Origin of the sequence: Paraburkholderia sartisoli, from assembly GCF_900107685.1 — a bacterium.
In the GTDB taxonomy this organism is placed as follows: domain Bacteria; phylum Pseudomonadota; class Gammaproteobacteria; order Burkholderiales; family Burkholderiaceae; genus Paraburkholderia; species Paraburkholderia sartisoli.
Genome location: NZ_FNRQ01000001.1, coordinates 1,008,208 through 1,027,352, shown reverse-complemented (window position 1 = coordinate 1,027,352; position 19,145 = coordinate 1,008,208). Strand labels below are relative to the sequence as shown.

Here is a 19,145-nt window from a genome sequence, read left to right as displayed (position 1 = left end):
ATGCCACTCGCCACCGCCACCGCCGAACTCGACATCGACACGCCTGACTATCTCGTGAGGATCGAGGCAGGTAACCACGCGCTCCTTGGCGACGAGGGACTACGCGAAGGCGGACAGGATCGCGCCCCCGCGCCGTTTGCATTCGTATTGTCCGGGCTTGTCGCGTGTACCGCGGCCACGCTCAGGATGTACATGCAGAAGAAAGCGTGGCCAGCTGGCCGTATTGCCGTCAATGCCAGTCTGCACGTGGATCGCGACGGCTCACAGTACATCCGCCGCACGGTCTCCGTTGATGCGCAACTGGAACCGGCCCAGCGCAAGCGTCTTGCCGAGGTCTGCGAGCGGACGCCGGTTACGCTATTTATCAAGCGCGGCACACGTATCGAGACGACCATGCTCGGGGAGTAAAGCAACCGCAACCACGTCCGACACCTCCCGAAAGGCACCGCGAATGGCTGCGAGCCGGCGAAAGTGAATGACCTCGCAGTACGAACGGCCTCAGGCTGGCCTGCACCGGCTCAACCCGTCCGCTGTCACTGCAAAGCCATCGCCAGCACACGCGCCACATGGATTGCGTCGATGCCCGCGCCGTCATGAATCTGATGCCGGCAACTCGTGCCATCCGCGACCACCACTGTGTTGTCGTCAACCTTGCGCACTGCCGGCAGCAATGACAGTTCCGCCATTGCCTGCGATGTAGCGTAATGCTCGGCTTCGTAGCCAAAGCTGCCCGCCATGCCACAACACGACGATTCCACCGTCGACACCTTCAGTTCAGGGATCCAGTTCAGCACGGTTTGCACCGGCGTGAACGCGTCGAAAGCCTTTTGATGGCAGTGGCCGTGAACAAGCGCCTGCTTCTTTGCCAGCGGCTTCAACGCAAGCTGCAAACGCCCTGCCTTTTCCTCATGCACCAGAAACTCTTCGAACAGAAACGCGTGCTTCGATAGCCGCTGCGCTTCCTCGCCGAAACCGTAGTGCAGAAACTCGTCGCGCAACGATAGCAAACACGACGGCTCCAATCCGACGACCGGCACACCACGCTCCACGAACGGCTTGAACAGATCGAGCATGCGCCGCGCTTCCTGCTTCGCTTCATCGACCAGTCCGACCGCGAGAAAGGTGCGGCCACAACATACCGGGCGCTCGCCCTGACGCGTATTGAAGTACACCGTGTAACCAGCCGCCTCCAGCACCCGTTGCGCGGCGCGCGCGTTGTCAGGTTCCATGTTGTTGTTGAACGTATCGACGAACAACAGCACTTCTTTCAGCACGCCACCTTGAGTCGGCCTGGCCGTCACTGCATTAGACAGAAACGGTTTCCTGAAGCGCGGCAACGCGCGTTCAGGCGCGAAACCCATCGAACGCTTGATCCATGCCGACAACAGCGGCACGTTGTCCGCCAGCGCCATCAGGCCCGGCACACGGCTCGCCGTTGCCGCATAGCGCGGCATGAAAGCCACCAGCCTGTCACGCAGACGCAGCCCGTGCCGTTTGACACGTGCCGCCCGCGCCTCGATCTTGAACTTCGCCATGTCGACGCCCGTCGGGCAATCGCGCTTGCAGCCCTTGCACGACACGCACAGGTCGAGCGTGTCCTTGACGTCGTCGCTGGCGAGTCCTGCTTCTCCGAGCTGCCCGGAGATGGCCAGGCGCAACGTGTTCGCGCGTCCCCGCGTCACATGCTGCTCATCCTTCGTCACGCGATAACTCGGGCACATGGTGCCCGCGTCGAACTTGCGGCAATGGCCGTTGTTGTTGCACATCTCGACGGCCTTCGCGAGACCGCCCGACAGATCGTTGCCGCTGCCCGGCTGTGTCTCCCGCCCCGTCAGCGGATCGCGTTCGACGTTCCACGCGGACCAGTCGAGCGCGGTCTCGATCCGGCGCGCTTCGTAGCCCGGTGCAAAGCGGAAATTGCGCGCGTCGTCCATCTTCGGCGGACGCACGATCTTGTCGGGATTGAAGCGGTTGTCCGGATCGAACAGCGCCTTGATCCCGGCGAACGCCTGATTCAGACGCGGCCCGTATTGCCACGCGACCCATTCGCCCCGGCACAAACCGTCGCCGTGTTCGCCGGAATATGCGCCCTTGTATTCGCGCACCAGCGCCGCCGCTTCTTCGGCGATGGCGCGCATTTTCACCGCGCCGTCGCGCCGCATATCGAGAATCGGCCGCACGTGCAGCGTGCCGACACTCGCGTGTGCATACCAGGTGCCTTCGGTGCCATAGCGGTGGAACACTTCGGTCAAACGGCGCGTGTATTCCGCCAGATGTTCGAGCGGCACCGCGCAATCTTCGATGAAGGAAACCGGCTTGCCGTCGCCCTTCATGCTCATCATGATGTTCAGTCCGGCTTTGCGGACCTCCCACAGCGCCTTCTGTTCATTCGCGGCGGGCATCTCGACGACCGAATCGGGCAAGCCCAGATCGGCCATCAACTCAGTGAGCTGTTTGAGCGAAGCAAGTTGCCCGTCACGGTCATCGCCCGCGAACTCCACCAGCAGGATCGCTTGCGGCTCGCCGACGAGCGCCTTCTCGATCACCGGCCGGAAGGCGGGATTGCTCATCGCCAGATCGATCATGGTGCGGTCGACCAGTTCCACGGCCACCGGCTTCAGCTTGACGATGTGCTGCGTGAGATCCATCGACTGCCAGAAGGTCGGAAAGTTGACCACGCCAAGCGTTTTATGCGTGGGTAGCGGTGCGAGCTTCAGCGTCAGTTGCCTGCTGAACGCCAGCGTGCCTTCCGAACCGACCAGCAGATGCGCGAGATTCGCGATGCCGTCGTCGGTATAGGCGCGCGGGTTCTGGCAATCGAACATGTCGATGTTGTAGCCCGCAACACGACGCAAGACTTTCGGCACGCGCGCCACGATTTCATCGCGCTCACGCTGGGCAATCTGCTTCACGCCTTCGACTATCTGCTGCAAGCGCAAGCCTCGCGGCGCCTCGCGCAATGAAGCGAAACGTGCTTCGCTGCCATCGGCGAGAATAGCGTCGATCGCGTCGACGTTGTGTACCATGTTGCCGTATTCGATCGAGCGCGAGCCGCACGAGTTGTTGCCCGCCATTCCGCCGATCGTGCATTGCGCCGCCGTCGAGACATCGACCGGAAACCACAGGCCATGCGGCTTCAACCATGCATTCAGATGATCCAGCACGACGCCTGGCTCGACCGTCACCGTTTGCGCGTCGGCATCGAACGCGACGATGTTGTTCAGCCACTTGCTGGTGTCGATCACCAGCGCTTCGCCGACGGTCTGGCCGCATTGACTCGTGCCCGCGCCGCGCGCGAGCAACGGTACCTTCTCGCTTCGTGCGATTTCCAGTGCGACGCGCAGATCGTCCTGGTCGCGCGGCACCACCACGCCAATCGGCGTGATCTGATAGATCGACGCATCGGTCGCATAACGGCCGCGGCTCGCTGCATCGAACAGCACGTCGCCACGCAACGACTTGCGCAGATGCTGCGCGAGCGGTGTCGTAAGACGCGCAGCGGAAGGCACCAGATGGATCGGCTTGACGAGCAAAGCGGAAGTGGAGTTCGACATATCGTCGGCCTGTAAGAAAACGGGCTAGTACAGCGTCAGGCTGAGCGGTGCGAGACCTTCGATGCGCCCACTCGCCATGCCCGCGCTCTGCGGGAAAAACATGCCGGTGTACGAACCGGTAGTGACAACCATCTCCGGCGTGACTGCGATGCCGCGCGACGTGGCGTGATTGACGAGCCATGTCAGCAGGCGTCGCGGATCACCGGCCGGATTGGCAGGCGTTGCCTTGACCACGTCCTGCCCGTCGAAACTGAATCGCAAGGATGGCGCCACGAACGGAAAGTCGTCGCGATACGCCGTAAACTCGCCGACGATCAGCGCACCGTGATTCTGCAAATCCGCGAGTTGAGCAAGCTTGTCGACCTTGGGCCACGCTGCATAACGGCTCGCCACGATTTCAATGGTCGTGCCGATCGAGCCGATCGCCGCGTGCACGTCGGCTTCGCTATAGGGTGTTGTCGACGGCTCGAAGCGGCGGTCGAAACGGAATGCGATCTCCAGTTCGAGCCCAAGTGGCGTGAAGGCTTCGCGTGGCAATCGTGCGCCATCGGCGTGCAAATCGTTTGCCGGCAACGGTGCGCCCTGGATCGGGCCGCTATCGGACTTCGCACCGATCTTCCAGCCACCGATCGGCGCGTCCAGAATGCGCAGGATGTCATGCTGGATCGCGCAGGCGGCGGTGCTGTCGGCGGGCGTTTGCTCAGGCGACAACGCATCGAGCGTCAGATGATTGCGGCGCGCATCGGCGAGACGCTGACTCAGTGATGTTGTCATTGTTTCAAAGGCGAAGAGAGGGAATGATGCATCTGGCTTACACGCTCACGGTCGTAACGTGTGCTTTGTCGGCCGCGTCGAGCGCGAATTTGCTTTCCGGCTGCATGCGGAACGCAAGCACCACGCCGATCGCCATCAACAGCATGCTGCCGACGAACGGCAACTCCCAGCTGCCGAAGTAGTCGATCAAAAATCCGCCGACCACCGGCGAGATGATCGCGGCCAATGCCGAGCCGGTATTCATCATGCCGCTCGCGGTGCCCGAGTATTCCGGCGCGATATCCATCGGGATCGCCCACATTGGGCCAATCGTCATTTCGGCGAAGAAGAAGCCTGACGCGAGACACGCCATCGACAGATACAGGTTGTGCGTGAACATGAGCGGAATGAGCGAAAGCAGACAGAACAGCATGCACACCGACACCATCCAGCTTCGCGCACGCTTCAGGCTGCGGGTGCGCGTGAAGATCCAGTCGGTGACGATGCCGCCGAGCGTGTCTCCGATCACACCGGCAAAGAACACGACCGATGCGAAGATCGCCGACTTTTGCAGTTGCAGGTGATAGCTGTGCAGGAAGTACTGCGGAATCCAGCTGAGGAACAGCCACAACGTCCAGCCGTAGCAGAAGTACACGATCGTGACCGGCCACATGCGGCGAAACAGTTTTCCCCACGGCACACCGGTTACTTTCGGCTTCGGCGCGGGCAGGACTTCGAGTTCTTCGGTCGTGATACGCGGATGATCTTTCGGATGTTCGGTGAACGTGAATGCCCACACCGCCACCCACAGCAAGCTGAACACGCCGCAGATATAGAACGATTCGCGCCAGCCCCAGGTCGCCATCACCAGCACGATCAAACCAGGCGCCACCGCATTGCCGATACGCGATGCCGCGTGTGTGATGCCCTGCGCGAAGCCGCGTTTCTCTTTCGCGACCCAGCGCGCCATCGCGGATGTCGCGGCGGGAAACGTGGCGCCTTCGCCGAAACCGAGCAGCACGCGCGCCGCCAGCAACGAAACCAGCCCACCGGCTAAACCGGTCAGCAACGTCGCCACGCCCCAGATCGCGCCGCAGAAAATCAGCGTGCGTTTCGCACCGAAGCGATCACTGACCCAGCCACCGATGATCTGAAAAATCAGATACGGATAGGCGAAGGCGGAAAACACCAGCCCCACTTCCGTATGCGAGAGTCCGAATTCCTTGCCGAATCCGGCGGCCGCGGTACTGACGTTGACGCGGTCGAGGTAAGTGATGAAGTACATGATGCATAGCATCACTAGAACGATACTGGTCGCACTGCTCACACGAAACCGCTTCATCGTCTCTCTCCATTGCAGTCTGTCGACGGCGCGCCTGGAATGGCGCACTGCGTCGTTGCCCGTCAGCGGCACGCGCTGTGGGTCCATCGCATGTTGTTCATGCGCCGCGTTCTATGCACGGCCTCTTGAGGGAAGTGCTCCCCGCCTTCCCTTGCTGCGAGATGCGTTGTTGCGTTGTTGCGTTGTTGCACGGATGCGCTGACGTACCGATGCGCGTGGTATCGATGTACGTCATGGCGCCGGCGGTTGCAGTTGCCGTTGCGCTGACGCGCCACACACTCAAGCCGCCGCTTTCATCCCCGAGGCTTTCGTCGGCTGGCTCAACCACGCCATGGCGGCAGGCAGGCCACTTTCCTCGAGCGGCACGCCCGCGAGCCGCAGCCCCATTTCGCAACCGGCCAGCGTCGCCAGCAGCGTCAGGTCGTTGCAGTCGCCGAGGTGGCCGATGCGGAACATGCGGCCTTTCATCTTGCCGAGGCCGGTGCCAAGCGACATGTCGAAGCGTTCGTAGATGATCTTGCGCACCGCGTCGGCGTCGATGCCCTCGGGCATCATCACGCCGGTGAGCACCGGGCTATACACAGCGGGATCCACGCACTGGATTTCCAGACCCCACGCGCGAACCGCACGGCGAGCGGCTTCAGCAAGACGCTCGTGACGGGCGAACACGTTGTCGAGCCCTTCACCGAGAATCATCTCCAGCGCCTCGTTGAGCCCATACAGCAGGTTCGTGTTCGGCGTGTACGGCCAGTAGCCGGTCTTGTTCATCTCGACGATGTCGGTCCAGTCCCAGAAGCTGCGTGGAAGCCTGGCTTCTTTGCTGGCGGCGAACGCCTTCGGCGAGATTGCGTTGAAGCTGATACCCGGCGGCAGCATCAAACCCTTTTGCGAACCCGACACGGTGACGTCGACGCCCCATTCGTCGTGACGATAGTCAGCGCAGGCGAGGCCCGAGATCGTGTCGACCAGCAGCAGCGCCGGGTGGCCGGCGGCGTCGATCGCGCGGCGCACAGCGGCGATATCCGACGTGACGCCCGTGGAGGTTTCGTTGTGCACGACACATACCGCCCTGATCGCGTGCTGGGTGTCGGCGCGCAGGCGCTCCTCGATCATTTGCGGCTGAACCCCACGCCGCCAGCCCTCGATGCCAGGCAGGCCAAGGAATTCAGGCTTCAGCCCGAGACTTTCCGCCATCTTTTTCCACAGCGTCGCGAAGTGACCGGTTTCGAACATCAGCACGTTGTCGCCTGGGCTCAGCGTGTTCGACAGCGCCGCTTCCCATGCGCCGGTGCCAGAGGCCGGATAGATCACCACCGGTTGTTGCGTCTTGAAGATTTTCTTGATGCCTTCGAGCACCTTCAGGCCGAGTTCGCCGAACTCCGGGCCGCGGTGGTCGATGGTTGGGTAGCTCATCGCACGGAGAATGCGATCGGGCACCGGGCTCGGACCCGGGATCTGCAGGAAGTGACGGCCAGCGGGGTGAAAGTCTAGCTTGAGCATTAGGCTCCTCCGATTGAATTTTGCATTCAAAAAACTATATCAGAGGAACTGTGACGCTCCCAAGACGAAAATCGCGTATCTGGACCGGTGTTTACCCGTGCTCTTAACTAATCTGTTAGCTTCCGATAAAATCCTGCCTAATACGATGTCGAGGGCTTTTGTATGCAAAATTCGGATTTCGACGCGGGTGTGGCCGCTTCCCCGCTGATGCCGAAAGTCGAGCGTCAGCGCTTGCACGACACGGTGGTGGAGCACATTCGCCGCTTTATCGTCGAAGGGGTGCTCGAGCCGGGCAAGAAACTGAATGAGCGCGAGTTATGCGAGACGCTCGGGATTTCGCGCACGCCGTTGCGTGAGGCGCTGAAGGTGCTGGCCGCCGAAGGGCTGATCGAGATTTCGCCGAACCGCGGCGCGTCGGTATCGAAGATGTCGGAAGCGGAGTTGCGCGAGACCTTCGAACTGATGAGCGGTCTTGAAGCTTTCTCCGGCGAACTGGCGGCGGAGCGGATGACGGCTGTCGAGCTTGCGGAGATCAAGGCGTTGCACTACGCGATGCTTGCGTGTCGCACGCAAAATGATCTGGCCGGGTACTACAGCCGCAACCAGGCGATTCACGACAAGATCAATGAGGCCGCGAGGAATTCAGCGCTGCGGCAGACTTATGTGGCTGTGAACCGGCGCTTGCAGGCGTTGCGGTTTCGGTCGAATTTTCAGATCCCCAAGTGGGATCGCGCGATTCATGATCACGATGAGATGTTGAAGGCGCTCGAGGCGCGCGATGGGAAGAAGTTGAGCGCGATTCTTCGGCAGCATTTGCTCGATAAGCGGGATGCGGTTTTGCAGGTGCAATCGAGGGAGGAAGTCGCGGGTTCGGTGTTGAAGGCTTAAGCGGTTTTTGCCTTGGGCCGAGGCATCCCATGACGGATGAATCAGCGGTGCGCCCGACAGCCACCCGGGGCTGCGCTCGCGTGGAGCATCTGCGTGGATTCGCACAGCGGATTGACACACTCCACAGACGCAGCTGTAAACGAGAAAGCCCGGGAACCTGAGTCAACATTGGCTTTCCCAATGCTGACTCAGGTTCCCGGGCTATATACTTGGTCGGGGCGAGAGGATTTGAACCTCCGACCACCTGCACCCCATGCAGGTACGCTACCAGGCTGCGCTACGCCCCGAACAGCATCAAAGTATAACAGAGCCTCTGCCCGATTAGAACCGCAGGCGCGCAACAAACAGCACTCACAGCGCGCGCGAATTTGAACCTCCGACCACCTGCACCCCATGCAGGTACGCTACTGGCTGCGCTGCGTTCCGGATTGAACCGCCGACCACGATCAATGGCTCAGCACATCGAGCACATGCAGCAGCTCCTTGCGCAACTGGTCGACATCGACGTTCGACGACGTCACCACAGGCTGCTCTGCCACCGGCTCTTCAAGCTCTTCGATCCCGGCAGGGCGACCATGACCGCCATGCGAATCGAGACGATTACGCGCGCCGTTGATCGTGAACCCCTGCTCGTACAGCAACTCGCGAATCCTGCGAATCAGCAGCACTTCATGATGCTGATAGTAGCGACGGTTACCGCGTCGCTTCACCGGCCTCAGCTGCGTGAACTCCTGCTCCCAATATCGCAGCACATGTGGTTTCACGCCGCATAGCTCGCTGACTTCACCAATCGTGAAGTAGCGCTTTGCCGGAATCGGAGGCAAGACGACTTTTTCGATCGTCGCTGTCATCGTCAGTTAGCCGTGGTGGTTGCGCAGGGAACGCGCGAAAACTACGAGCGCGAGAAGCTCGCCTCAGCGCCGCTTTCAACCAGCGCCTTCAACTTTTGACTTGCATGAAACGTCACGACGCGGCGCGCGGCGATCGGAATCGCCTCACCCGTTTTCGGATTTCTTCCGGGACGCTGCGGTTTGTCGCGCAACTGAAAGTTGCCAAACCCGGACAGCTTCACGCTGTCGCCACTCTCCAGCGCATCGCGAATCACCTCGAAGAACGCTTCGACCATGTCCTTCGCCTCTCGCTTGTTGAGTCCGACATTGTCGAACAGCAACTCGGCAAGTTCAGCCTTGGTGAGCGTCGGCGTTTCGGCCGGAGCAGTGACGGGTGATGTCGGAATATCGCGAATCATGGCGCTACGCTGCGCCGTAAGAAGGGCTTCGAAATCACTCGAGTTCATTTCGTTCATAATCTATAAAATGGCGCGATAACCAGAAACGTAAATGCGGAAACAGCCGTTTTAAGGTTATCCGCGCAACCGTGCGCCATATACTCGAGCCAGACGATCCACCAGGGTTTTAATGGCCAGATCGACCGTTTCATCCTGAAGTGTCCCGCCAGTATCTTGCAAGGTCACACGGAACGCAAGGCTTTTCTCGGTAGCCGCCAGGCCGCCGGAAGTGTTTGATTTTGGACGGAATTCGTCGAAAAGCGCAACCCGCTGAACGGTCTTGCAGGCGTCATCCGAAAGGGCCTTTTGCAGCTCGTCGAGCAGCGCCTGAGCCTCGATATTCTGATCGACGACAACCGCGATATCACGCCGGACTGGCGGAAATTTCGATACTTCCGACGGAGTCGGCAACGCGCGCTGAATTAATGCGTCCGCTTCGATTTCAAACAGAATCGGTGCATGCGGCAAATCATATTTCTGCATCCAGCGTGGATGAAGTTCGCCAATCCAGCCCACTGCCCGACTGTCGATTTCCACGCGCGCGCTACGCCCCGGATGCAGCGCCGGATGCTCCGCCTTCACGAATTTCGGCACCACCGGCGCGAACAGCGCCTCGAGGTCGCCCTTCACGTCGAAGAAATCGACAGCGCGCGACGGCGCCGCCCACTGCTCTTCGAGCGCGGGACCGTAAGCCAGCGCACCCAGCATCTTCGGCTGCGCGAAACCCTCGATCGCCAGTTCGCCCGCCTTGATCGCCGGATCGTGCAGAAACACGCGGCCGGCTTCGAACACGCGAACGCGATCCGCGCGACGGTTCAGGTTCGAACGCAGCACGTTGATCAGGCTGCCGAAGAGCGTCGTGCGCATCACCGAAAGCTGGCTCGCGATCGGATTGAGCAGGCGCACCGGCTTGTCGTTGCCGGCGAAATCCTGCTCCCACTCGGCGTCGACGAAGCTGAAATTCACCGTCTCCGCGTAGTCGCGCGCGGCGAGCGCGTGACGGATCGCGTGGATCGAGCGCTGCGTTTCGTTCGTCCGACGCATCTCGCTCGTCGCGACCGGCGGCCGGGCCGGAATCTTTTCGAAGCCGTAAATGCGCGCGACTTCTTCGATCAGGTCTTCTTCGATTTCGATGTCGAAGCGATACGACGGTGGCATCACCGCGAACGTATCGCCTTCGCGTTCGAACGTCAGGCCAAGGCGCGTGAAAATCCGTGCGATTTCCTCGGTGCCGATCTGCACGCCGATGATGCGGTTCGCGCGCGCGACGCGCATCTTCACCGGTACACGTTGCGGCACGTTGACGATCTGGTCGTCGACCGGGCCGGCTTCGCCGCCGCAGATGTCGAGGATCAGTTGCGAGATGCGCTCAATGTGCTCGACCGTCGTCGCGTAATCGACGCCGCGCTCGAAACGATGAGCGGCGTCCGTCGAGAAGTTGTACTTGCGCGAGCGGCCGCGAATGCTGTCCGGCCACCAGAACGCGGCTTCGAGATAGATGTGGGTGGTGTCGAGCGTGACGGACGTGCTGTCGCCGCCCATGATGCCCGCGAGGCTTTCGACGTGCTGCTCATCGGCGATCACGCCGACGGTTTCGTCGAGTTCGACCGTGTTGCCGTTCAGCAGCTTGAGCGATTCGCCACGACGTCCCCAGCGCACATCGATGCCGCCATGAATCTTGTCGAGATCGAACACGTGCGAAGGACGGCCCAGTTCGAGCATCACATAGTTCGAGATGTCGACGAGCGCGGAAATGCTGCGCTGGCCCGAACGTTCGAGGCGCTCGACCATCCAGGCCGGCGTCTTCGCGCGCGCGTTGACGCCGCGAATCACGCGGCCCGAGAAACGGCCGCACAGATCCGGCGCGGAAATTTTCACGGGCAGCGTTTCGTTCAGCGTGACGGCAACGGGCTTGATCTCGAGCGCATGCAGCCGCGCGCCGGTAATCGCCGACGTCTCGCGCGCGACGCCAAACACGGAAAGGCAATCGGCCTTGTTCGGCGTCAGCTTGATTTCGAAGATCGTATCGTCGAGATTCAGCGTCTCGCGGATGTCCTGGCCGATCGGCGTATCTTCCGGCAGGATCATGAGACCGCTATGATCTTCCGACAGCTTCAGTTCGCGTGCCGAGCACAGCATGCCCTGGCTTTCGACGCCGCGCAGTTTCGACAGCCTGATCGCGAACGGTGCGCCGCCCTCTTCGGCCGGCGGCAACTGCGCGCCAACCAGCGCCACGGGCACCTTGATGCCGGGCGCCACGTTCGGCGCGCCGCACACGATATTGAGCGTCGCGCCGGTGCCGGCGTCGACCTGGCAGACGTTGAGCTTGTCCGCGTCCGGGTGCTTGACCACTTCGAGCACGCGGCCCACGACGATCTTCGACGTCGGCGGCGCCGCAGGCGAAAGCCCTTCGACTTCGAGACCCGCCATCGTCAATGCGTGCGACAGCTCGCCGGTCGTCATCTGCGGGTCGACAAAGCTTCTCAGCCAGGATTCAGGGAATAGCATGGTTCTTTACGTTCTAAACAGGTTAGGTCCACGTCCGGCAGCGTGTTCGCGCCGAATCCACCGAAGGTGCAGCTTGCGGTGACGGCGCGCAGCCGTCAGCGTCACGGGTCACGTCGCGCGCGTCAGGCGAACTGCCGCAGGAAACGCAGGTCGTTTTCGAAGAACAGACGCAGGTCCTGCACGCCGTAACGCAACATCGTCAGCCGCTCGAGGCCGCTACCGAATGCAAAGCCGATGTACCGCTCCGGGTCGAGACCCATGTTGCGGATGACCGTTGGGTGAACCTGGCCGGAGCCGGAAATCTCCAGCCATTTGCCCGCGTTCTTGCCGTGTTCGAACATCATGTCGATTTCGGCCGACGGTTCCGTAAACGGAAAATAAGACGGACGGAAGCGCACGAGAATGTCGTCGCGCTCGAAGAATTTCTTGAGGAAGTCGGTGTAGACGCCCTTCAGGTCCGCAAAGCTGATGTTCTCGTCGATCCACAGGCCTTCGACCTGATTGAACATCGGCGAGTGCGTGGCGTCGCTGTCCACACGATACGTGCGGCCCGGCACGATGACCTTGATCGGCGGCGTGTTGGTGCGCGCGTAGCGAACCTGCATCGGGCTCGTATGCGTGCGCAGCAGCAACTGGCGGCCGTCGACATCCTTGCCGTCGATATAGAAGGTGTCCTGCATCGAACGCGCCGGATGATTTTCCGGGCTGTTCAGCGCAGTGAAGTTGTACCAGTCGGTTTCGATCTCGGGGCCGTCGGCCACGTCAAAACCAATGGAGTGAAAAATCTGTTCGACACGTTCCCACGTACGCATCACCGGATGCAGACTGCCTGATCCCATGCCCCGGCCGGGCAGCGTGACGTCGATGGCTTCGGCGGCGAGGCGCTGGTTCAGCAACACGTCGGCCAGCGCCTGGCGGCGTGCCGTCAGCGCGGCTTCCACCTGCTGCTTGACGGCGTTGATGCGTGCGCCTTCGGTCTTGCGAGTCTCGGGATCGAGCTTGCCAAGGCCCTTCAACAGCTCGGTCAGCGCACCCGACTTGCCGAGAAAACGGGCTTTCTCGTTTTCGAGCGTGGTGGTGTCGGTGGCCTGTTCGAAGGCCTTTTGCGCATCGGCGACAATCTGGTCCAGATCCATTGATCCCATCTTTTCAACGTCAGTGTTCAATGTTCAGTACGAGCGAAAACCGCCCGACCAACAAAAAAGGGGCTCGGTGAGGAGCCCCGTTTCTGTTGCAGCGTCACCGAGACTACCGGATCTTCGCTGCAACGAACCACGCAGTACGATGTGCTAACTAGCGCAATCAGGCTGCAACGGCGGCTTTCACCTGCTGAACGATCGCAGCAAAAGCGGCCTTGTCGAACACAGCCATGTCGGCCAGCACCTTGCGGTCGAGTTCGATCGAAGCCTTCTTCAGGCCGTTGATGAACACGCTGTACGTCATGTCGTGCTGACGCACCGCCGCGTTGATACGCGTGATCCACAATGCACGGAACACACGCTTCTTGTTGCGGCGATCGCGGTAGGCGTACTGGCCTGCACGCATGACCGCCTGCTTGGCGATGCGATAGACGTTATTGCGACGGCCGCGGTAACCCTTGGCCAGCTTGATGATCTTCTTGTGACGGGCCCGTGCGGTAACCCCACGTTTGACTCTAGGCATATCTAGCTCCTGTGAGTTTCAGTTAAGGGTTAAGCGAACGGCAGCATCGCGCGCACGGAGTTCAGATTGGAATCATGAACGGCCGTGGAACCACGCAGTTGACGCTTGTTCTTGGTGGACTTCTTGGTAAGAATGTGGCGCTTGAAGGCTTGACCGCGCTTGACGGTACCACCCGGACGCACCACGAAGCGCTTTGCAGCACTCTTCTTGGTTTTCATCTTAGGCATGACGAACAACTCCATTATTAGATGGATATGGGTGTGCGGTCGGCCCTGATGGCCCTGACCCGCCCTTCGAAACCCACTCCACTTGGTATGCAGCAGGCCGATGTTGCTGGCCGCCGCTTTTCAGGAAAGCGCCCGCTACGCGGACACACTTCCGAAACCTGCCTTCCGTCGATCACCGACGGGTACTGCCTGTTCTGCACGACAGCATCGACGTTGCGCACCGAACGATGCGCAGCGCGCTGCTTACTTCTTCTTTTTCGGGCCCAGCACCATGATCATCTGGCGCCCTTCCATCTTCGGCATCTGCTCGACCGCGCCGACTTCGTCGAGGTCAGTGCGCAGGCGCTCGAGCATGCGCATGCCGATTTCCTGGTGCGCCATTTCGCGACCGCGGAAACGCAACGTGATTTTCGTCTTGTCGCCGTCTTCGAGGAAGCGTACGAGGTTACGCAGCTTGACGTTGTAGTCGCCGTCATCGGTACCCGGACGGAATTTGACTTCCTTGACCTGGATGACCTTCTGCTTGAGTTTGGCCTCGTGTTGCTTTTTCGCTTCCTGGTACTTGAACTTGCCGTAATCCATCAAACGGCAGACCGGGGGAACCGCCTGCGGGGCGATTTCAACCAGATCCACGTCCTGCTGTTCCGACAGACGGAACGCATCAGCGAGTTTCACGATGCCGAGCGGTTCGTTCTCGACTCCGACCAGACGCACCTCGGGTGCAGTAATTTCACCGTTGATGCGATGCGCAGACTTATCAGTAGCGATGTTACGTTTCCTCTAAAAATTAAAAAAACGAGCCGCGCTGCCAGGTGGCTTACTTGAACGACTGGACGTCCTGTCGCAGACGCTCAATGAAGGCATCGACCGGCATCACACCCAGATCGACGCCACCACGGGCACGCACGGCTACCGTTTGTGCATCACGCTCTTTGTCGCCGACAACCAGCAGATACGGGACCTTTTCCAGCGTGTGCTCGCGTATTTTATAGCTAATCTTCTCGTTGCGCAAATCGGCCTCTACTCTAACCCCTTGTTTTTGCAACGTTTGGGCAAGAGATTGCGCATATTCGGCCTGACTTTCGGCGATATTCATCACCACAACCTGCATCGGAGCCAGCCACGACGGCATTGCACCAGCATGGTGCTCGATCAGGATGCCGAGGAACCGCTCCATCGATCCGACGATCGCCCGGTGCAGCATGATCGGCCGGCGGCGGCTGTTGTCTTCAGCCACGTACTCGGCGCCGAGACGCTCCGGCAACACCATGTCGAGCTGAAGCGTGCCGCACTGCCACGAGCGGCCAAGCGCATCCTTGATGTGGTACTCGACCTTCGGACCATAGAACGCGCCCTCGCCCGGCAGCTCTTCCCAGGTCACGCCGCAAGCGGTCAGCGCTTCACGCAGGCCCTGCTCCGCACGGTCCCAGGTTTCGTCCGTGCCGGCGCGCGCGTCGGGGCGCAACGACAGCTTGATGTCGACGCTGTCGAAGCCGAAGTCCCGGTACACGCTCATCGCGAGCGTATTGAACGCGATCGATTCGCTGATGAACTGGTCTTCGGTACAGAAGATGTGCGCGTCGTCCTGCACGAAGCCGCGCACACGCATCAGGCCGTGCAGCGCGCCCGACGATTCGTTGCGATGGCACGAGCCGAACTCCGCGTAACGCAGCGGCAGGTCGCGGTACGAACGCAGGCCGTGATTGAACACCTGCACGTGACCCGGGCAGTTCATCGGCTTGATCGCGTAATCGCGCTTTTCCGATTCCGTCGTGAACATGTTTTCACGATAGTTCTGCCAGTGACCGGACGCTTCCCACAGCGAACGGTCCATGATCATCGGCGTCTTGATTTCGAGGTAGCCGGCGTCGTTCACGCGGCGACGCATGTACTGCTCGACCTGCTGCCACAGCGTCCAGCCACGCGGGTGCCAGAACACCATGCCCGGCGACTCGTCCTGCATGTGGAAAAGATCGAGCTGCTTGCCGAGCTTGCGGTGATCGCGCTTCTCGGCCTCTTCGAGCATGTGCAGGTACGCTTCCTGATCTTCCTTCTTCGTCCAGGCCGTGCCGTAGATGCGCTGCAGCTGTTCGTTCTTCGAATCGCCGCGCCAGTAGGCGCCCGCGACCTTCATCAGCTTGAAGACTTTCAGCTTGCCGGTGGACGGCACGTGCGGACCGCGGCACAGATCGGTGAAACCGCCGTGCGAGTAGAGCTTGATTTCGTCGGTCGCGGGAATCGACTCGATGATCTCAGCCTTGTACTTCTCGCCGATGCTCTTGAAGTAATCGACCGCTTCATCACGCGACACGACGCGACGCGTAACGGGCTCGTCTTTCTTCGCGAGTTCCTGCATGCGCTTTTCGATCTTCTCGAGATCTTCCGGCGTGAAGGGACGGTTGTACGCGAAGTCGTAGTAGAAGCCGTTGTCGATGACCGGCCCGATCGTCACCTGCGCTTCCGGATACAGGTCTTTAACCGCGTACGCGAGCAGGTGAGCGGTGGAGTGACGAATGATGTCGAGGCCGTCCGCGTCCTTTTCGGTGACGATCGCGAGCGACGCGTCGTGATCGATCAGCGAAGACGTATCGACCAGCTCGCCATCGACCTTGCCGCCGAGCGCGGCTTTCGCGAGACCCGCGCCGATCGACGCCGCGACCTCAGCCACCGTTACCGGATGCTCGTACTGTCGAACAGAACCGTCAGGCAGACGTATCGAAACCATTGTGTTCTCCGTGAGGCCGATCCGCGGCACATGCCGCGATCAGGCGAGAAAACCAAAAAAAGCGAAAAAAAATGCGGCCCCGCTTTCGAGGGGCCGCATTCACATTTCCAGCTAACTGCAACGGCAAACCTGGTCCTCGACTAGCGCCGATCCGAAGTGATCCCGGTCAACGTTCGCGGTGTCATAACCGTATTCGCCTTATGCGCCGAAGCGCTTGTTGCCGCTTGCTACAAAACCCCGGCGAACCAGAGTTTCTTTTCGTTGGTAGGCTCGATTGGACTCGAACCAACGACCCCCACCATGTCAAGGTGGTGCTCTAACCAGCTGAGCTACGAGCCTGAAGAAACGAGATTATATGGAGCCCCTCGAAGCTTGGCAAGCACTTTTATGCGGTGACATTAAAAATCCTGACAGCGCATATCGACGTGTCCAAACGACCCATTTCTCAACCCTTGCGCGACGCACGAACGACGCCCGTCACCTCGCCGAGCAACGCACACGCGCGCTGAATCTGCGCGGCGCTCGACACCTCGACGGTGAACTGCATGAACGCCGCGTTACGCCGCGTCTGCGTCTTCACGCCAATCACGTTCATCTTCTCGCGCGCGAAAATTTCGGAGATGTCGCGCAGCAGGCCTTGCCGGTCCGACGCCTCGATCGTGAGGTCGACCGGATACACCGAGCGGCCATGGCCGCTCATCACGTCGGCGGACCATGCTGTCTCGAGCACGCGTTCCGGCGCACGTTCCGCCATGCGCAGAAACGTCGGGCAATTGCTGCGATGAATCGACATGCCCTTGCCGCGCGTGACGAATCCGCTAATGACATCAGGCGGCGCCGGACGGCAACAGCGTGCGAGCTGCGTGAGCAGCGCGTCGACGCCGACAACCAGCACGCCCGTCGATGCGCCATGCGCGACACTCGCACCGCTGCTGCGCTTCTCGAACTGCTCGGGCGCCTCGACGACCGGTTCGGGTGGCGGCGCATCGTGCAGCGCCTGCTCGACGAGACGCAGGCTGAACTCTTCCTTGCCCACCACCCAGAAGAGGTCGTCGGTTGTCTTGAAGCCGAGCTTCGCAGCAAGCTGATCGAGATTGACCGAGGTCTTGCCTTCGCGCTGCAACGTCTTTTCGATCATCGCCCGGCCGGTCGACATGTTCTCCTGCAGGTCGACCGCGTTGAACCACGCGCGCACTTTCTGACGCGCGCGCGAACTGCGCAGATAGCCGAGCTGCGGATTGAGCCAGTCGCGCGACGGTCCACCCTCCTTCACCGATACGATTTCGACGGTCTGCCCGTTCTGCAGCGGCGTGTTGAGCGGCACCATCGCGCCATCGACGCGCGCGCCGCGGCACCGATGGCCCAGCTCGCTGTGCAGGTGATACGCGAAGTCGACGGGCGTCGCGCCTTGCGGCAACGGAATCACGCGCGCCTGCGGCGTGAGCACGTAGATCTGGTCATCGTCGAGCGTCGCCTGGCGCAACTGCTCCCAGGGCTGGGCCGCGGGCCTGCCGCCGTGCTCGCCCTCGGAGACGTCGTCTTTCCACGCGAGCAGCTGGCGCAGCCACGCGATCTTCTCGTCGTACTTCTCGCTTGCGCTGAACTGGCCGCCGTAGCCGCGCGTGCCCGCTTCCTTGTAACGCCAGTGCGCCGCGACGCCGTACTCGGCGAACTGGTGCATCTCCTGCGTACGGATCTGCACTTCGAACGCCCGGCCGTCGTCGCCGATCACGACGGTGTGAAGCGACTTGTAGCCGTTCGGCTTCGGGCGCGAGATGTAATCGTCGAACTCTTTGGGAACCGGTTGCCACAGGTTGTGCACGATACCCAGAACCGTGTAGCAATCCTTGATGTCCGGCACGATGACGCGAAACGCGCGCACGTCATACAGCTCCGAGAAATCGAGCTCCTTGCCGTGCATCTTGCGCCAGATGCTATAGATGTGTTTCGGCCGGCCACTCACTTCAGCGCGGATATGCGCGGCCGCCAGTTCGTGTTGCAGACGCGCGATCGCCTCCTCAACGTAAGCCTCGCGCTCGATGCGCTTCTCGTCGAGCAGCTTCGCGATGCGCTTGTAGGTCTCGGGCTCCTCGAAGCGGAACGCGAGATCCTCGAGTTCCCATTTCAGCTGCCAGATGCCGAGCCGGTTGGCGAGCGGCGCGTAGATGTCGAGCGTCTCGCGCGCGACGTCCGGCGAAAGCGTGATCTTCGCTGCCGCGTAATACCGCAACGACTGCACGCGCGACGCGAGCCTGATCAGCACGACGCGGATGTCCTGCGCGAACGCGAGCAGCATCTTGCGCAGCGCCTCGACCTGCGCGCGCCGCGCGGCCTGCGCGTCGCGCCCCGTATCGGGCAGCGCGTTCTGCGCGGCACGCAGGCTCACCGTGCCCAGCCGCAACAGCTTGCGGACGTCGCTTACCAGTTGCGCGACCTCGTCGCCGAAGCGCCCGGCGATGATCTGCTCCGGATCCTTCAGATGCGGGGTTAGCGCGAACAGCGCCGCCGCCAGCACCGCCGGCGGATCCACGTTGAGCGTGCGCATGAGCGCCGCCGTGCCCGCGGCGTGATCCGCCAGCAGTTCGCCCGACGAAAGCCGCACCTCGCCCGCGTGCTCGCGCACGAACGCCATCGCTTCGTCAAAAGACGGCAAGGGGTTCGAAACGGTCGTGACGGTATCGGTATTCATGATGCGGTG

General features: G+C 61.2%; 15 protein-coding genes and 2 tRNA genes. 2 read left to right on the top strand and 15 right to left on the bottom strand.

Features of this window, described 5'->3' with window-relative positions:
- Complete coding sequence (locus tag BLV45_RS04705) at nucleotides 1-408, top strand: OsmC family protein (RefSeq protein ID WP_090529585.1); 408 nt, start codon at nucleotides 1-3, stop codon at nucleotides 406-408.
- A gap of 125 nt (nucleotides 409-533) precedes the next feature.
- On the opposite strand, the gene BLV45_RS04700 is transcribed toward BLV45_RS04705, so the two are convergent.
- From BLV45_RS04700 to BLV45_RS04685, 4 genes are all read right to left on the bottom strand, one after another.
- Nucleotides 534-3,554, bottom strand: coding sequence for an FAD-binding and (Fe-S)-binding domain-containing protein (locus BLV45_RS04700; RefSeq protein ID WP_090529582.1), 3,021 nt, complete (start codon nucleotides 3,552-3,554; stop codon nucleotides 534-536).
- 24 nt (nucleotides 3,555-3,578) lie between these two features.
- Nucleotides 3,579-4,328, bottom strand: coding sequence for a 2-keto-4-pentenoate hydratase (locus tag BLV45_RS04695; RefSeq protein ID WP_090529580.1), 750 nt, complete (start codon nucleotides 4,326-4,328; stop codon nucleotides 3,579-3,581).
- Nucleotides 4,329-4,365: 37 nt separating this feature from the next.
- A complete protein-coding gene (locus BLV45_RS04690; protein WP_090531118.1) occupies nucleotides 4,366-5,649 on the bottom strand; it encodes an MFS transporter in 1,284 nt (427 codons plus the stop codon).
- A 279-nt stretch (nucleotides 5,650-5,928) separates the two neighbouring features.
- Nucleotides 5,929-7,149: a pyridoxal-phosphate-dependent aminotransferase family protein gene (locus BLV45_RS04685; RefSeq protein ID WP_090529577.1), complete on the bottom strand. Its 1,221-nt coding sequence runs from the start codon at nucleotides 7,147-7,149 to the stop codon at nucleotides 5,929-5,931.
- A gap of 162 nt (nucleotides 7,150-7,311) precedes the next feature.
- Here BLV45_RS04685 and BLV45_RS04680 point away from each other — a divergent pair, with 162 nt between their 5' ends.
- Nucleotides 7,312-8,037: a GntR family transcriptional regulator gene (locus tag BLV45_RS04680; protein WP_090529574.1), complete on the top strand. Its 726-nt coding sequence runs from the start codon at nucleotides 7,312-7,314 to the stop codon at nucleotides 8,035-8,037.
- A gap of 210 nt (nucleotides 8,038-8,247) precedes the next feature.
- Here the strand turns inward: BLV45_RS04680 and BLV45_RS04675 are convergent.
- The 11 genes from BLV45_RS04675 to BLV45_RS04620 form a co-directional block, all read right to left on the bottom strand.
- Nucleotides 8,248-8,324: transfer RNA gene (locus tag BLV45_RS04675), tRNA-Pro, on the bottom strand.
- A 159-nt stretch (nucleotides 8,325-8,483) separates the two neighbouring features.
- Nucleotides 8,484-8,888, bottom strand: a complete 405-nt coding sequence (locus BLV45_RS04670) for a MerR family transcriptional regulator (RefSeq protein WP_090529572.1) — start codon at nucleotides 8,886-8,888, stop codon at nucleotides 8,484-8,486.
- A gap of 41 nt (nucleotides 8,889-8,929) precedes the next feature.
- On the bottom strand, nucleotides 8,930-9,343 hold the full coding sequence (locus BLV45_RS04665) for an integration host factor subunit alpha (protein WP_090529569.1): 414 nt from the start codon (nucleotides 9,341-9,343) through the stop codon (nucleotides 8,930-8,932).
- Nucleotides 9,344-9,400: 57 nt separating this feature from the next.
- Nucleotides 9,401-11,833: a phenylalanine--tRNA ligase subunit beta gene (gene pheT / locus BLV45_RS04660; RefSeq protein WP_090529566.1), complete on the bottom strand. Its 2,433-nt coding sequence runs from the start codon at nucleotides 11,831-11,833 to the stop codon at nucleotides 9,401-9,403.
- A gap of 122 nt (nucleotides 11,834-11,955) precedes the next feature.
- Nucleotides 11,956-12,969 carry a phenylalanine--tRNA ligase subunit alpha gene (gene pheS, locus BLV45_RS04655; RefSeq protein WP_176954064.1) on the bottom strand — a complete coding sequence of 338 codons (1,014 nt, stop codon included), beginning with the start codon at nucleotides 12,967-12,969 and terminating at the stop codon, nucleotides 11,956-11,958.
- A gap of 166 nt (nucleotides 12,970-13,135) precedes the next feature.
- Complete coding sequence (rplT, locus tag BLV45_RS04650) at nucleotides 13,136-13,495, bottom strand: 50S ribosomal protein L20 (protein ID WP_006052502.1); 360 nt, start codon at nucleotides 13,493-13,495, stop codon at nucleotides 13,136-13,138.
- 29 nt (nucleotides 13,496-13,524) lie between these two features.
- Nucleotides 13,525-13,722 carry a 50S ribosomal protein L35 gene (rpmI, locus tag BLV45_RS04645; protein ID WP_090529561.1) on the bottom strand — a complete coding sequence of 66 codons (198 nt, stop codon included), beginning with the start codon at nucleotides 13,720-13,722 and terminating at the stop codon, nucleotides 13,525-13,527.
- Between the two features lie 243 nt (nucleotides 13,723-13,965).
- A complete protein-coding gene (gene infC, locus BLV45_RS04640; protein ID WP_090529559.1) occupies nucleotides 13,966-14,490 on the bottom strand; it encodes a translation initiation factor IF-3 in 525 nt (174 codons plus the stop codon).
- A 49-nt stretch (nucleotides 14,491-14,539) separates the two neighbouring features.
- The gene (thrS, locus tag BLV45_RS04635; RefSeq protein WP_090529556.1) at nucleotides 14,540-16,447 is read right to left on the bottom strand and encodes a threonine--tRNA ligase; all 1,908 of its coding nucleotides are present in this window, start codon (nucleotides 16,445-16,447) and stop codon (nucleotides 14,540-14,542) included.
- Nucleotides 16,448-16,709: 262 nt separating this feature from the next.
- Nucleotides 16,710-16,786, bottom strand: a tRNA-Val gene (locus BLV45_RS04625).
- Between the two features lie 106 nt (nucleotides 16,787-16,892).
- Nucleotides 16,893-19,136 carry a RelA/SpoT family protein gene (locus BLV45_RS04620; RefSeq protein ID WP_090529553.1) on the bottom strand — a complete coding sequence of 748 codons (2,244 nt, stop codon included), beginning with the start codon at nucleotides 19,134-19,136 and terminating at the stop codon, nucleotides 16,893-16,895.
- Between the last annotated feature and the right edge of the window lie 9 nt (nucleotides 19,137-19,145).

What these genes read in the sequence shown, in the direction of transcription:
- BLV45_RS04705 (WP_090529585.1), top strand. Translation starts at nt 1, where the DNA reads ATGCCACTCGCCACCGCCACCGCCGAACTCGACATCGACACGCCTGAC.
- BLV45_RS04700 (WP_090529582.1), bottom strand. Translation starts at nt 3,554, where the DNA reads ATGTCGAACTCCACTTCCGCTTTGCTCGTCAAGCCGATCCATCTGGTG.
- BLV45_RS04695 (WP_090529580.1), bottom strand. Translation starts at nt 4,328, where the DNA reads ATGACAACATCACTGAGTCAGCGTCTCGCCGATGCGCGCCGCAATCAT.
- BLV45_RS04690 (WP_090531118.1), bottom strand. Translation starts at nt 5,649, where the DNA reads ATGAAGCGGTTTCGTGTGAGCAGTGCGACCAGTATCGTTCTAGTGATG.
- BLV45_RS04685 (WP_090529577.1), bottom strand. Translation starts at nt 7,149, where the DNA reads ATGCTCAAGCTAGACTTTCACCCCGCTGGCCGTCACTTCCTGCAGATC.
- BLV45_RS04680 (WP_090529574.1), top strand. Translation starts at nt 7,312, where the DNA reads ATGCAAAATTCGGATTTCGACGCGGGTGTGGCCGCTTCCCCGCTGATG.
- BLV45_RS04670 (WP_090529572.1), bottom strand. Translation starts at nt 8,888, where the DNA reads ATGACAGCGACGATCGAAAAAGTCGTCTTGCCTCCGATTCCGGCAAAG.
- BLV45_RS04665 (WP_090529569.1), bottom strand. Translation starts at nt 9,343, where the DNA reads ATGAACGAAATGAACTCGAGTGATTTCGAAGCCCTTCTTACGGCGCAG.
- pheT (WP_090529566.1), bottom strand. Translation starts at nt 11,833, where the DNA reads ATGCTATTCCCTGAATCCTGGCTGAGAAGCTTTGTCGACCCGCAGATG.
- pheS (WP_176954064.1), bottom strand. Translation starts at nt 12,969, where the DNA reads ATGGATCTGGACCAGATTGTCGCCGATGCGCAAAAGGCCTTCGAACAG.
- rplT (WP_006052502.1), bottom strand. Translation starts at nt 13,495, where the DNA reads ATGCCTAGAGTCAAACGTGGGGTTACCGCACGGGCCCGTCACAAGAAG.
- rpmI (WP_090529561.1), bottom strand. Translation starts at nt 13,722, where the DNA reads ATGCCTAAGATGAAAACCAAGAAGAGTGCTGCAAAGCGCTTCGTGGTG.
- thrS (WP_090529556.1), bottom strand. Translation starts at nt 16,447, where the DNA reads ATGGTTTCGATACGTCTGCCTGACGGTTCTGTTCGACAGTACGAGCAT.
- BLV45_RS04620 (WP_090529553.1), bottom strand. Translation starts at nt 19,136, where the DNA reads ATGAATACCGATACCGTCACGACCGTTTCGAACCCCTTGCCGTCTTTT.